At 54.0% G+C, this 13,058-nt stretch carries 12 protein-coding genes; 4 read left to right on the top strand and 8 right to left on the bottom strand.

Going from position 1 to position 13,058, the window contains the following annotated elements:
- Window positions 1-14 precede the first annotated feature (14 nt).
- From ET33_RS08610 to ET33_RS08600, 3 genes are all read left to right on the top strand, one after another.
- Window positions 15-1,148 carry a glycoside hydrolase family 88 protein gene (locus tag ET33_RS08610; protein ID WP_036679343.1) on the top strand — a complete coding sequence of 378 codons (1,134 nt, stop codon included), beginning with the start codon at window positions 15-17 and terminating at the stop codon, window positions 1,146-1,148.
- A 655-nt stretch (window positions 1,149-1,803) separates the two neighbouring features.
- Complete coding sequence (locus ET33_RS08605; protein WP_036679907.1) at window positions 1,804-2,340, top strand: sigma-70 family RNA polymerase sigma factor; 537 nt, start codon at window positions 1,804-1,806, stop codon at window positions 2,338-2,340.
- Window positions 2,327-3,418: a DUF4179 domain-containing protein gene (locus ET33_RS08600; RefSeq protein ID WP_036679341.1), complete on the top strand. Its 1,092-nt coding sequence runs from the start codon at window positions 2,327-2,329 to the stop codon at window positions 3,416-3,418. Before ET33_RS08605 ends, ET33_RS08600 begins: the two co-directional genes overlap by 14 nt.
- A 42-nt stretch (window positions 3,419-3,460) precedes the next feature.
- Here ET33_RS08600 and ET33_RS08595 read toward each other — a convergent pair whose 3' ends face one another.
- From ET33_RS08595 to ET33_RS08580, 4 genes are all read right to left on the bottom strand, one after another.
- Window positions 3,461-3,664 carry a YbdD/YjiX family protein gene (locus ET33_RS08595; protein WP_010493609.1) on the bottom strand — a complete coding sequence of 68 codons (204 nt, stop codon included), beginning with the start codon at window positions 3,662-3,664 and terminating at the stop codon, window positions 3,461-3,463.
- Window positions 3,657-5,744 carry a carbon starvation CstA family protein gene (locus tag ET33_RS08590; protein ID WP_036679336.1) on the bottom strand — a complete coding sequence of 696 codons (2,088 nt, stop codon included), beginning with the start codon at window positions 5,742-5,744 and terminating at the stop codon, window positions 3,657-3,659. Before ET33_RS08590 ends, ET33_RS08595 begins: the two co-directional genes overlap by 8 nt.
- A gap of 121 nt (window positions 5,745-5,865) precedes the next feature.
- Window positions 5,866-6,609 carry a LytR/AlgR family response regulator transcription factor gene (locus tag ET33_RS08585; protein WP_036679331.1) on the bottom strand — a complete coding sequence of 248 codons (744 nt, stop codon included), beginning with the start codon at window positions 6,607-6,609 and terminating at the stop codon, window positions 5,866-5,868.
- 5 nt (window positions 6,610-6,614) lie between these two features.
- The gene (locus tag ET33_RS08580) at window positions 6,615-8,219 is read right to left on the bottom strand and encodes a LytS/YhcK type 5TM receptor domain-containing protein (protein ID WP_036679328.1); all 1,605 of its coding nucleotides are present in this window, start codon (window positions 8,217-8,219) and stop codon (window positions 6,615-6,617) included.
- Between the two features lie 246 nt (window positions 8,220-8,465).
- Here ET33_RS08580 and ET33_RS08575 point away from each other — a divergent pair, with 246 nt between their 5' ends.
- Window positions 8,466-8,786, top strand: coding sequence for an FmdB family zinc ribbon protein (locus ET33_RS08575; RefSeq protein WP_235206669.1), 321 nt, complete (start codon window positions 8,466-8,468; stop codon window positions 8,784-8,786).
- Between the two features lie 110 nt (window positions 8,787-8,896).
- Here ET33_RS08575 and dltD read toward each other — a convergent pair whose 3' ends face one another.
- The 4 genes from dltD to dltA are packed head-to-tail and all read right to left on the bottom strand — an operon-like array spanning window position 8,897 to window position 13,050.
- Window positions 8,897-10,078, bottom strand: coding sequence for a D-alanyl-lipoteichoic acid biosynthesis protein DltD (gene dltD, locus ET33_RS08570; protein ID WP_036679322.1), 1,182 nt, complete (start codon window positions 10,076-10,078; stop codon window positions 8,897-8,899).
- Window positions 10,075-10,314 (bottom strand): D-alanine--poly(phosphoribitol) ligase subunit DltC, encoded by a 240-nt coding sequence (gene dltC, locus ET33_RS08565; RefSeq protein WP_036679905.1) that lies wholly within the window; start codon window positions 10,312-10,314, stop codon window positions 10,075-10,077. Before dltC ends, dltD begins: the two co-directional genes overlap by 4 nt.
- 47 nt (window positions 10,315-10,361) lie before the next feature.
- Window positions 10,362-11,510 (bottom strand): D-alanyl-lipoteichoic acid biosynthesis protein DltB, encoded by a 1,149-nt coding sequence (dltB, locus tag ET33_RS08560; RefSeq protein ID WP_036679319.1) that lies wholly within the window; start codon window positions 11,508-11,510, stop codon window positions 10,362-10,364.
- Between the two features lies 1 nt (window position 11,511).
- Window positions 11,512-13,050 (bottom strand): D-alanine--poly(phosphoribitol) ligase subunit DltA, encoded by a 1,539-nt coding sequence (dltA, locus tag ET33_RS08555; RefSeq protein WP_036679317.1) that lies wholly within the window; start codon window positions 13,048-13,050, stop codon window positions 11,512-11,514.
- Window positions 13,051-13,058: the final 8 nt, after the last annotated feature.

Below are 13,058 nucleotides of genomic sequence, written 5' to 3'. Positions count from 1 at the left end.
GGAGCTTGATCCTCATGAGTTTATGGCAAAAGGCGATTGAAGACGCGGTTCAAAAAACAAAAGCCAACATCGGTAAATTCGGCAGCCTGTTTCCTCATGTCAGCGAGAACGGAAAATATATCTTAAACGATAATTGCGATTGGACGGAGGGCTTCTGGTCCGGGATGCTGTGGCTTTGCTATGAGCATACCAAGGATGAGGCATTCCGCGAAGCGGCCGTTCAGACGGTCGAGAGCTTCAAGAAACGGCTCGAAGCCCATCGGGTGCTGGACCATCACGATATCGGGTTCTTGTACTCGCTTTCCGCCAAAGCGCAGTGGATTATCGAACGGGACCCGGCCGCCAAGCAGCTGGCGCTGGAAGCGGCCGATGTGATGATGCGGCGTTGGCGTCCGAAAGGCCGTTACATCCAAGCGTGGGGACCGGAAGGCGATCCGGAGAACGGCGGACGCATCATCATCGACTGCATGATGAACCTGCCCTTGCTGTACTGGGCTTACGAGCAGACGGGCAACCAGGAGTACTTGGACGTAGCGGTTACGCACGCCGACAAATCGCGGCGATTCCTGGTCCGCGGGGACGATTCGTCTTACCATACGTTTTATTTCGACCAAGAAACGGGCGAGTCGCTTCGCGGGGGGACGCATCAAGGCTACCGCGATGCCTCTACATGGACCCGGGGACAAGCTTGGGGCATCTATGGGTTCGCCTTGTCTTACAGGTATACGAAAAATCCGCTGTATCTGGAAGCGTCCCGCCGTATGGCGCGTTATTTCCTGGAGCGGCTGCCGGAAGACGATGTGGTGTACTGGGACTTTGATGCGCCAGTCACTCCGGAAACGAAACGCGACAGCTCCGCGTCCGCGATCGCATCGGCCGGACTTGTTGAGCTTCTGTCTCATTTGAACGCCGAGGATGCCGATCGGGCCTTCCTGGAGGACGGGCTGCACCGCTCGATGAAATCGCTGGTTGAGAATTATTCCACGATCGGACAGCCGGATGCGGAAGGGCTGCTGGAGCACGGCTCGTACAGCGTGCGCGGTGGGTCGGCGCCGGACGATTATATGATTTGGGGCGATTATTACTACCTCGAAGCGCTGCTTCGTATGGAAAAAGGCATCACGGGCTATTGGCACGAAAGAAGCTAGAATGAATGTGGAGGCTCCCTTACGATTCGATCCGCTTAGGATGACGTAAGGGAGTTTTTGCATTTGGCATGAAAGTGGGAAGTCCATTTTGGGAAAAGCGAGCAGGATTTTTGTGAAATGGTAGCGATTACAATTTTGTTACACAAATGAAATATTCCTGTTACGTATTTAACATGTTAGGGGTGTAATATAATAAGCAAGACCCCCTTTTTAATATATAAACCTTTGAAGACTCGCCCCGTTGGCGGGTCTCTTTTTTTGTTTATGGGCGGAAATGCCTTGATATATAAGGGTTTTAGGAGCGTGAACTTAGCGGAAATCGTTAATGGGGACGAATTGGGGACGGAATGTTTTCTTGTGAAAAATCCTGATCGATTGCGAACAGATGAGAATTGGACAAACCCTTGTATATCAAGGGTTTGTAGGAACTAAGGACTATATTAATCAGGCACTTTTCCCGCCCGGTTGGCGGTCTCTTTTTTAATAAGAAACCGATTGTCAAAAAATGATTTGAAATAGACCGTTACCTTTATCTCTTTATCTGGGACGGTCTATTTTTTTATGTAACCTTTTCCGTATTTGAAAGATCTAATAATTGAACAGAGAGAAGAAGTTTGCAAAAGGGATCGTTTTTTATGGAAAGGTGGCTGTATTGGTGGATTTGAAAGAAGACTACGTCCTCAAAGCGCAAGCAGGGGACGGCGAAGCATTCATCGATCTGATGAAGGAATTGGAGCTGCCCTTGTACCGAATGGCTTTGGTGATCGTCAAGCAGGAGGCGGATTGTGCCGATGTCGTACAAGAGGCGATACTGAAAGCTTACAAGTCGCTGCATACGTTAAAAGATCCCGCTTTTTTCAAGACGTGGATCTACCGGATTTTGATTAACGAGTGCAATAAACTGTTGAAGAAGCGGATGCTGTTGATGACGGGCGACGAGCTTCCCTGCCGGCCTTCGGGTTTGATGGATTATGAAAATATCGATTTGCGGGAGATGGTGGATCATTTGGATGAGAACCTGCAAATCGTCATTGTCCTGCACTATTTTCAAGATCTCCCGCTCTCCGAAATAGCGGACGTGCTCGGGATATCAACGGGAGCAGTGAAGACCCGTCTGCACAGGGCAAGAAAGCTGTTATTATCTTGGTTAGGAAACGGTACGGAAAGGAAGATGAGCTGTGGCACGCAATGAGCTGGACAAAAATTTGATCGAATGCAGGAATAAGCTTCCCGACCACATCACGGCAACGATGCGCTCCCGTTTAGACGAAACGTATAGGATGATCCGTGAAATGGAGAAACAAGCAGACAAGCTTCCCAGTGAAACAACAAAAAAGCGGAAGCCGCTTCGGAAAGGGTTAGTCATTGCCGTCGCCGCAGCCATTCTGGGATTATTGATCCTGAGTCCGGTGCTGATTCCACCGACGATGGCCGAATCATTGAATAAATTGCCGATCGTAGGGAACATCTTCAAGCTTGCAGGGGATTTCGGGCTTCAAAAGGCCGAAGAGGAGGGCCTTACGACAACCGTAAATGAAAGTGCAAGCCATGATGGCTTCACCATAACGGCTACGAAGGTATCCTATGACGGAATACGAGTTGCATTGGAGTTAACAAGAACGGCTCCGGAAGGTACCAAAGGCGCGCTATATCATTTGCGTTCGATCATGAATAATAAGGCGAAGAAGGGATCTTTTGATAATATTCAGGTTTGGTTGCCTTCTGGTAAATATGGCAGCCTTAGTTTGGGAACGGACATGGTCACCGAGCCTTCCGAATCCGTGCTTGTGCAGCTTAACGAGTTATCGGGGGATATTCCGGATCAATTCGATTTGACGGTAAAGATGGGGCTAAGAGGGTATAAACAGCCGTTTGAATTAAAAGTGCCGGTCGTCAAAATGGCCGGACACACCGTACTCACATCCGAAGAGACGAAAACCTATGATGGCGAGAGCTTGAAAGTAGCCGCCAAAATGGAAATGACGCCGATCACAACTCTTCTCACTCTCAACATCGCGGACGAGTACCTCTTGCAAGAATTGCGTTTTGATATCGTTGACGATCAGGGCAATTTCCCAAAATGGCTCAGCGGGGGAATAGACTATGAAAATCACGGCAAAGTTGCTTATACATACGAGGCTTTCCGGACCAAGCCGAAATCAATAACAGTCAAGCCGTATTTGGATAGGGGTATGCAAGGGAAGCAATATATCCCCGAACTGGAATTTACATTGCCGGTCCCTGAGAATTCTGAGGACGGAAGCAAATGATTTAAAAAGGCCGATCCGCTAAGGACCGGCCTTTGTTTGCTCTCAGCAGCAGCGCGAAACTTTACCGCCTTTGGCGTTGTAGCGGGCTTCCTGCGCCTCGCGGAAAAACTCCTCCCGCGTCTGGATCGGCTCGCCCGGATGGCATTCCTTCCGATGCTCGACGTACCGCTCATAGTTCGGCACCCCGACGAGCAAGTCGAGGAACTGTCTGCGGTACTTGAGCACGTCCTTGACCGCCTCAAACATACTTCGGCACCTCCCGGACGCCGTCTGCGCCGCGCGCCACGTAAGGCGCTTCGCTCAGCCCGACGGGCAGGCCCTTCAGCACGCGGTACCAAGTCCGCAGCGATACGAGGAGTATGGCAAGCACGATGATCATAAACACGCCGCAGAGGATCGCATCCACATAATCGTTTGTGATGATCTGCTGCATTTGCGCGGCCGTTTTGGCCGGAGCGACCAGCTTCCCGGCGTTCATCGCGTCCTGGTACTGCTGCGCGTGGGTCAGAAATCCGATTTTGGCGTCGGGATGAAAGAGCTTCTGCCAGCCGGCCGTCATCGTAATGGTTAGCAGCCAGACTGTCGGCACCAGCGTCACCCAGGCGTACGCTTTCTTGCCCATTTTCAGCAGGATGGTCGAGCCGAGAATGAGCGCCATGCCCGCCAGCATCTGATTGGCGATCCCGAACAGCGCCCAGAGCGAGTTGATGCCGCCCAGCGGATCGATAACGCCTTGGTACAAGAAATAGCCCCAACCGGCCACACAAAGCGCCGTAGCGATGACGTTGCCGAGCGTCGATTCGGTATTGCCGAGCGGCTTGACGACGCTGCCGAGAATTTCTTGAATCATAAACCGGCCTACCCGGGTTCCTGCATCGATCGTCGTCAAAATAAACAAGGCCTCGAACAAGATGGCAAAATGATACCAGAACGCCATCAGCGCCTTGCCGCCAATGACCCCGGACAAAATATGCGCCATGCCGATCGCGAACGTCGGCGCGCCGCCGGTCCGTGAAAGAATCGTTGATTCGCCGACGTCCTTGGCCAAATTCGTCAGATCGTCCGGCGTAATCGTAAAGCCCCATGACGTTAGCGTAGCCGCCGCTTTCACCGCATCGGTGCCAATGGCGGCCGCCGGCGAGTTAATGGCGAAGTAGGCGCCGGGCGTAATGACGCAGGCGGCGATCAGCGCCATGATAGCGACGAACGATTCCATTAGCATCGCGCCGTAGCCGATCGGCCGGGCGTGCGTCTCCCGCTCCAGCATTTTCGGCGTCGTGCCGGACGAAATCAGCGCATGGAAGCCGGAGACGGCGCCGCACGCAATCGTAATGAACAGGAACGGGAACAGGTTGCCGGCGAAGACCGGGCCCGTGCCGTCGATAAATTTCGTCGTGGACGGCATCGCCAGATCCGGCATGACGAATAGGATGCCGAGCGCGAGTCCCACGATCGTGCCGATTTTCAGAAACGTGCTCAAGTAATCGCGCGGGGCCAGCAGCAGCCAGACCGGCAGCGCGGAGGCGATGAAGCCGTAAACGATCAGCATGATCGCAATCGTCTCGCCGCTAAACGTAAACAGACCGGAGAGCACAGGGCTTTCCGCCACGTACTTGCCACCTACGAGAGAGCCCAGGAGCAGCACCAGCCCGATCAGCGAAGCTTCGGCGACCCGACCGGGACGAATAAATCGCATGTAGATTCCCATCACGACGGCGATGGGGATGGTGGCTGCGATGGTGAACATCCCCCAAGGGCTGCCGATCAACGCTTTGACGACAACGAGCGCCAGCACGGCGAGCAGAATGACCATGATGGCGAGAATGCCGACCATCGCGATCGCTCCGGCGGTCGGGCCGATTTCGTCCTTGATCATTTCTCCGAGCGATTTGCCGCCCCGTCTCGTCGAGGCGAATAGGATGACGAAGTCCTGCACGGCTCCGCCGAGAATAACGCCGATCACGATCCAAAGCGTCCCGGGCAAATAGCCCATCTGCGCCGCAAGCACCGGACCGACGAGCGGCCCTGCGCCGGCGATCGCGGCGAAGTGATGCCCGAACAAGACCCATTTGTTCGTCGGCACGTAATCTTTGCCGTCATTGTTGATTTCGGCCGGCGTCTTGCGGTTATCGTCTAAACCGAGCACTTTGCGGGCCAAAAATTTGCTGTAGAAGCGGTAAGCGACGGCATAGCACGAGACGGCGGCAACAATCAGCCAAACGGCGTTGACCGATTCTCCACGGTTCAGCGCAATCGTCGCGAATCCGAAGGCGCCGAGTACCGATACGAGTCCCCATAAACCTATGGATTTCAAGCTTTTAGCCATGCGGTTCCCTCCACCTGTTAATTTCCCCCATATTGGCAGCGTTTGCAAACCAAGTATAAACGCTCTTTTGCCCGAGGGAAACCGCTTGGATCGCATGATGTCCGGAACCTGGTTCAAGATGTCAGATTTCCAGCTTCAAGCGCAGCTCCTTCACGTAATTCCGGCTCACGGGAACGCGGCTCCGCGCCGCATCGTCCAGCCGTACGTCGTAAGCCCCGTTGACCCACGACTTCAGTTCGGAGATTGCTTCCAGCCGGATCAAGTAGCTTTTATGACAGCGGAAAAAACCGAACGGCGCGAGCTTCTGTTCCAGCTCTTGCAAGGTATACGAGACCTCGTAAGCCTTGTCGGCCGTATGGACTTGAACCCGCTTGCCTTCCTTGCTGATATAAACGATATGTTTCGGCGATACGTACTTGATGCCGTCGTCCAATTCCAGCGCCAGCTTCACGCAAGCATCTCCCGCCACGGGCTTGCGCGAATCCGGTGCAAGGCTCTTCGTCGCGGTTAGCTGCAATTCCCGAAAGACCGCCCCGAGATCGTGCTCGTCATACGGCTTCAATATGTAATGAAACGCGCGCAGCTTGAAGGCGTCGACCGCATAATGATCGTAAGCGGTGGAAAAGACGATTTTGATCCCCGGGTCGAGCTCGCCTACGATTTGCGCCACCTGCAATCCGCTGAGGTCCGGCATCTCCATATCGAGAAACAGCACGTCCGGCGTCTGCTCCTTCACCTTGCGGATCGCATCCATTCCGCCGACCGCCTGCGTCACCTGCGACACGTCGGCGATCTGCTCCAGCAAATAGGCCAGCTCCTCTCGGGAAGGCGCTTCATCGTCGGCAATCACCACATTCCAGCCCATTCCATTCACCTCACCCAAAAGCTAACTTTCGTGCCTTTTCCCGGTGTGCTATCGATCTGCAGCGGCTTCTCCGTACCGTAATGATAGCTGAGCCGCTGAACGATGTTGCGCAGCGCGACGCCTGCATGTTCGTCCGCCACCTCCGCCACGCCTAGGCACATACCTGTGCCGTTGTCCTCCACCGTAATCCGGGCGCGGTATTGTCCGCCATCCGCTTCCCGCTTCACATCGAGGCGGATGATGCCGGGTCTGCCGATGTTTTGGAGCCCGTGCACAATCGCATTTTCGACCAGCGGCTGAATCGTAAACGGAGGAATGCGGCAGTCCAGCGCCGCCTCGTCAATATCCGTCACAAACTCCAGTTGATCGCCGAGCCGCGCCTTGGTCAAGCTCAGGTAGGACGTAACAAGCTCAAGCTCGTCGCGGACCGAGACCAGCGTTTTGCTGCTGCCGTTCATATTTTTGCGGAGAAATTTGGACAGGTGCGTAATGAGCTGACGCGCTTCCTCCGGTTTCGTGCGGATGAACGATTTGACCGTATTCAATACGTTGAATAAAAAGTGTGGGTTCATCTGCGCCTGCAGCGAGCGGATTTCGGCATCGGTCAACAGCTGTCCCTGCCGCTCCGCCTCCACGAAAGCATACTGCTGCGAAATAAGTCTCGCCAGCGTTATCAACATCCGTCGCCGGGATGGGGAATCCTCCTGCTTCCGCTCGTAAAACAACCGGAAGCGGCCGATCAGCTTCTTATTTTGCATTTCCATCGGCAGATCGACCCAATACGGCGTCTTGCGGCCCGCTTTGGCCCACACCATATCGTTTTTGTAAAAGTAAGCGCCGACGGCCTTCGTCTCCTCATGCAGCGTTCTTGCAACTTCCCGGACCGCCCGGTCAAAATCCAACCGCCACAGCGGCATCGTGAGATCGGCGATATGCAGCGCTTTGCGCGCGTGCTCCGTCCCGATCCGGTCCTCCTCGCTTTCCATCGTATGATACACGATGAAAAACAGCGATACCCCAATCCCGTTCGCAACCACCTGTGGAATCCCGATCAGCGAGACCAGCCCGAGCGCTTCATTCCACGGCTTCGCCAGCAGCAAAATCAAACCCATCTGAACCGCTTCCGCGATCAGGCCGACGGCAAACGCCGGCTTGGCCGAAGCCGCGTTCCGGAACCGCCGTTTGACGGCATTGCGGCACAATCCCGCCATGATGCCTTGAGCGACAGGCGCCAGCATACAGGCGACGGCGACGAAGCCGCCGAGGCTGTACCGATGCAGGCCGGCAATGACGCCGACGATCAGCCCGCTCTTCACCCCGCCGAGCAGTCCGGCGATAACGACCCCGATCGACCGCGAGTTGGCGATGGCGGCTGTGGGGGAGACTTCGCCGATCCATGGCGCGGGCTGGTACGAATATGGGGTCACGGTTACCCCGGAATACGTGCCGAGAATCGCATACAGGCTGAAAAAGACGATAAAGCGCCACTGATGAGCCTGCTCCCCTTGGTAGCTCATATAGCTTCGCATCCACCGGCTCCGCGAGAAGACGAACGCTAACGCAATCAGGAAGCCGACGCGTTCCAGCATATCGACAAAAAGATGCAGCATCCTTACACATCCGTTTTAGAGGAATCTCGGTACCTTGTTGTCTATTATATCGTATTTACCGCGCATTGAATGCCGAGTTGATGAAAAAATGGGGTTATTTTGAAAATATTGTTATTTTCTTTTTTTGCTATAATAGAGTGGTTTCGTTTTCCGGAAAGGGGGAGTAGAGTAGGGATGGGCGAAGCGTATAAATTGGACTGTGCAGATTGCGGATATCATACGAACGTTTTTGTAGGAATCGGATTCATGTATGTATATCTGCATTCCATTGCTTCATTCGTGCAGGACGCGGCGCTTAAGAAGCGGATCGCCGAGTTTGAAAAGGAACCAAGCACCCAATACGCGGCTTATGACGCCTTGTACCGGTGTACGGCATGCCGTTCGCTCCGGAATGAGCTTTATCTGGAGATGAAGTCGGATTGCGATTATTTTGTCACCGCCTATTCCTGCGGGAAATGCGGGGAAGCAATGCATCCCGTGCCGGACGATCCGAGAACGGTTCGGTTGGATTGTCCTGAGTGCGCCGGCGGCAAACTGACGGCGACCTTTTATATGGACTGGGATTAGGTAGGGTTCGATCTTGAGGCAAAAGAAGAAGAGGGCAATCCCAGATCTGAGTCTGCTGGAATTGCCCTTTCCGGAACGGTTTGACTGGCGCCGCCATATGGCTGGACGGATTAATGTCCCGCGTGCCGGTATTCGTTCAGAATACCTTCCTCTACCGTGACCCATCCCGGTTTCCCCAAATGATACTGATCCCGCAAAAAATATTTGTCGTAATCCTTATCCGTATAATCGATGACCTTGTAGCCGGCCGCCGTCACCCGCCCGTGTATTTTCGCGTACAACAGATTCCGGTATTTTTTCGTAAAGCCGGTGTAATCGCTCCACTCGCCTTTGCGAGGGATCAGCACAAAAATCGGGTCAGCATGAAAAGCTTTTAATTCATCGAGCAGTATTTGAAGATCCCCGTATTCGGCTGTTTCCCATGGAAAATTGTTTCCCGGGTTCCAGGAGCCTTTCCAGGTGTCCAGCTTTTTTTCCACCTCTTTGGTATAGGTGGCGTTGACGATGCCGTACGGATTGTTGTTCGTTTCCTTCTCCGATTCTTGCTCAGCCTTGAGGCGCAGAGCCTTCCAATCCGGATCAGGCTTGTTCTCGGGCATAGGCGCCTTGTTGTGCCAAACAAGACTCGCCGCTTTAACCAAATCTTGCTTCTCCAGCAGCTTCATCTCCAAGTATCCCAGAGGCTTCTTCCACCATTGAAGGAGGCTGAGCTCTTCCTCGCCCGCCGTTTCCTTCAGCAGAGAAGCCAGCAGCCAGTCGTTCTTCGCTTTTTCTATCGTCAGCAACCGGGCCGATGCTCTCTTCTTCACACCCGGATCGATCGTATCGTCATATAGCATGCGATAGGCTTGAAGCTTCGAGAAAAGGTTGTTCAAGACGTTCGGATCGGGCTTATTCCGGTTGGCGAAATCCGAGGTGTCCAGCAGGATCACCACCTTCTTATGCTCCAGCGTATCCCCCAAAGCCGCAACATTCATCGCATGAAATATATTGGTTACCGCAGCGAAGTTGACCAAATAAGGGGTAAACTGGTTGGGCGTAAACACTTGGGAGGGGTGGTACGGATTGATGAACCCAAGCGTGGAGGAGCCGTAAAAAGGAAGCACGCCTTCTTGGCGGAAAGCTTTTTCCTGAAGCATCACGTTTTTAAACCGGTCCAGCTCGGGAGACGACGAGATCTTGATCAACGCCTGATCGGTCACCAGAAAGGCAAAGAACCGCTCCGGCAACAAAAAAAGGATCGCGAACAGGAGCAAAGCCAAATAGATCGGCCCGAACTTCGGCGGATTCATTGCAGGGCCTCAAGCTGGCTCGCGATCTGCCGCGGCGTTCTCCACGTTTCCCGGTCAAAATCGGTGATCGCCACGCTAAGTCCCAGTTGGTTTTCGACCTCGATCAACAATTCAACGACTCCGAACGAATCGAGCAGACCGTTTGCGAACAAATCCAGCTCGGGGTTTTGCGCCGGAGCGTCCGTTTTGCAAATATGGGTAAGGATCGAGTTTACTTTTTCTTGTAAGTCTGTCATGTTCATGGGAATCCTCCTTTGGAATTGGGCCGTTGGCAGGGGGACGGCTAGAACAGCCATCCCGAGAAAATCAGCAGTCCGAAGCAGACAAAGTGGAATGTGACAATAACCGAAAGCAGATGCACCGGAAACCGGGCTTTCCAGCGGTCGGCCCACCCGCTCCTCTGAGCGAAAAATTCGAATCCGATCATGAGCAGCGCATGGTATGAGCCGTAGACGATATAATGAAGCTGCAGTCCGTGCCAAACGCCCATCAGCAAAAACAAGGCGAGGTAGCCGAGGGCGGAAATGACGAATTTATCAGCGATCGTCTTGCGCTTGGTCAGGAAAAAGACGATCCGCATATATACATAGTCCCGGAACCAGAAGGACAGGCTCATATGCCATCGGTTCCAGAACTCTTTGATATTCCGGCTGAGGAACGGCTTGTTGAAGTTTTCGGGCGTACGAATGCCCATCAAGTAGCTGAGCCCGACCGCAAAAGCGCTGTACCCGGCGAAATCGAAAAACAAATACAAGCTGTAAGCGTACATGTACGATAGCGCGGATAATGCCGTTTTCGTCTGATGCAGGGGCAGATGAAGCCAGTAGGCGTTGATCAGATAGGCGATAATGAATTTGTACAAAAAGCCGCGGAAAATGCGGTTTATGCCTGCGTAGAACAGTTCCTTGCAGGTCGCTTTATCGGGAGGCTGTTCCTCGTCCTTGAGAAACCGCCGATACCGGTCGATCGGGCCCGAAGTGAGCGTCGGAAAAAAGATGAGAAACGATAAATAGGCGCGAAGCTTCACTTCTTTGATCTGCCCGTCATGCGTCTCGATGAGGATCTGCACGGCTTTGAACGTCAGATATGAAATGCCGAGAAACCCGACTCCATGCTTCACCTGCAGCAGCGGAACCAGCTTCACCCAGATGAGAGGGGCAACCGATAAAACGATCGACAGCGCGAAAAGCGGGAAGCTTTTGCCGTTTTTCCTGACTGCCAAATAGCCCCGAATCAACAAGTACTGCCAAATCAAGTAGCAGCCTAAAAATAGAAGAGCCTCGGCATTCCCGTAAAAAATAATGCCCAAAAACAGCAGCGAGACGAAAAGGTTATACCATCGGGCTGGTCTCCCTGCGGCAAGCAGAACCATTGTCGGGATCAACGCGATAGCGGCCAGCAGAAAAAACGTAAAGTCGGTATACGGCGTCATCTTATACCTCGCTCAGCAGCGGTTTGCGATCGGCCTTTCCGTTGATGTTCATGGGCAGCGACGTTTTAAACACGATCTTTTTCGGAATCATGTAGTCGGGCAAGGAAGAGGCCAGCTCTTTGCGGATCGACTGCGCCAGCGCAAATTCGTCGTCCGGGTGCTGCTCGGGCACAAGAAACGCCGCCAAATAATCGCATTTGTCTTCTCTGTAATGGGGCAGCACAACCGCGTTCTTGATCCCCGGGAGCCGGAGAAGCTGATGCTCGATATCCCCCAGCTCAATCCGATATCCGTGCAGCTTGACTTGAAAATCGAGCCGGCCCCCGAAAAACAGCAGCCCGCTGCGCAAAAATCCGCTGTCTCCGGTACGGTAAGCCCGGGATAAGCCCAACTCCGGATCGTTGACCTGAAGAAAGCAGCGTTCCGACAGCTCGGGCCGCTGGAAATAACCGGGTCCGACGCTCGGTCCGACGATCCAGATCTCGCCCTTTTCCCCGTCCGGAAGGGGCTGGCCGGCTTCGTCCATGATCCGGATGCGGCAATCCGACTTGCAGTACCCGACCGGCAAAGCGGGGTATTCCGCCAGAATACGCTCGTCCGTGCGGAGGGAAGTCACAGCCACCGTCGCTTCGGTCGGTCCGTACGTGTTGTACACGTCGGCTTTCGGGAACCGTTCCTTCAGCTTTTGCACGCAGCGCCGGCTCAAAATTTCTCCGCAAAACAGGAACGTATGGAGATTGGGGAGCAGTTCCTGCGAAAATGATTTGTCCATCAGGCAAAATTCGGCAAACGACGGCGTCGAGGTCCATACCGAGATACCGGACTTGGCCAAGCGCTCGAACAGCGCCGCAGGGCTCGCAACCCATTCCCGGTCGAGCGCCCAGATCGTTCCGCCGCCCGTCAGGCACGGGTACAGGTCCATCACCGAAAGATCGAAGGAAAACGGCGCCTGATTCAAAAATACGTCGCCTTCTCTCAGAGCAAACTCCTGCTGAGTCCAGCGCACGAAGCTTTCCAGGCAATCGAGGGTAATTTGCACGCCTTTGGGTTCTCCCGTGCTTCCCGAAGTATAGATGATGTAGAAGTTTTCCCCGCCTTGAACCCGGCATTCCGGATCGGGGTACAAACCGGCGTACTGCGCGAAAATCGCTTCCAAACGCCATGGATGGCGGTCCGAACGGCCGGCGACAACAGCGCTGCCCGTCTCGATAGGCGGAAGCAGGCCGGGCGCCAAAACAAGCGGTGTTTGCGAGCTGCGCACGATCGAGGCTAACCGGGCTTCCGGCACGGAGCTGTCCACCGGGATATAAGCATGGCCGGCTTTGACGCAGGCCAGAAAACAGACGAGCATCTCCGGCTCCATATGTCCGTACACGAGGATGGGACGGTTATCCGCACCGATCGTATCGACAATCCACTTGGCAAGAGCGTTCGATTGATTCCATAATTGTCCGTAAGCGAGCCTTTCCTCCCCACGGATAAATGCCGTATGCTGAGGGTCTTGGAGTGCCTTACGTTCGATCCAATCGAATATCGTCATGTTCGGTC

Source organism: Paenibacillus tyrphae, from assembly GCF_000722545.1.
GTDB lineage: Bacteria > Bacillota > Bacilli > Paenibacillales > NBRC-103111 > Paenibacillus_G > Paenibacillus_G tyrfis.
The sequence above is the reverse complement of the archived record's forward strand: the minus strand, read 5'-3'. Positions and strand labels throughout refer to the sequence as shown.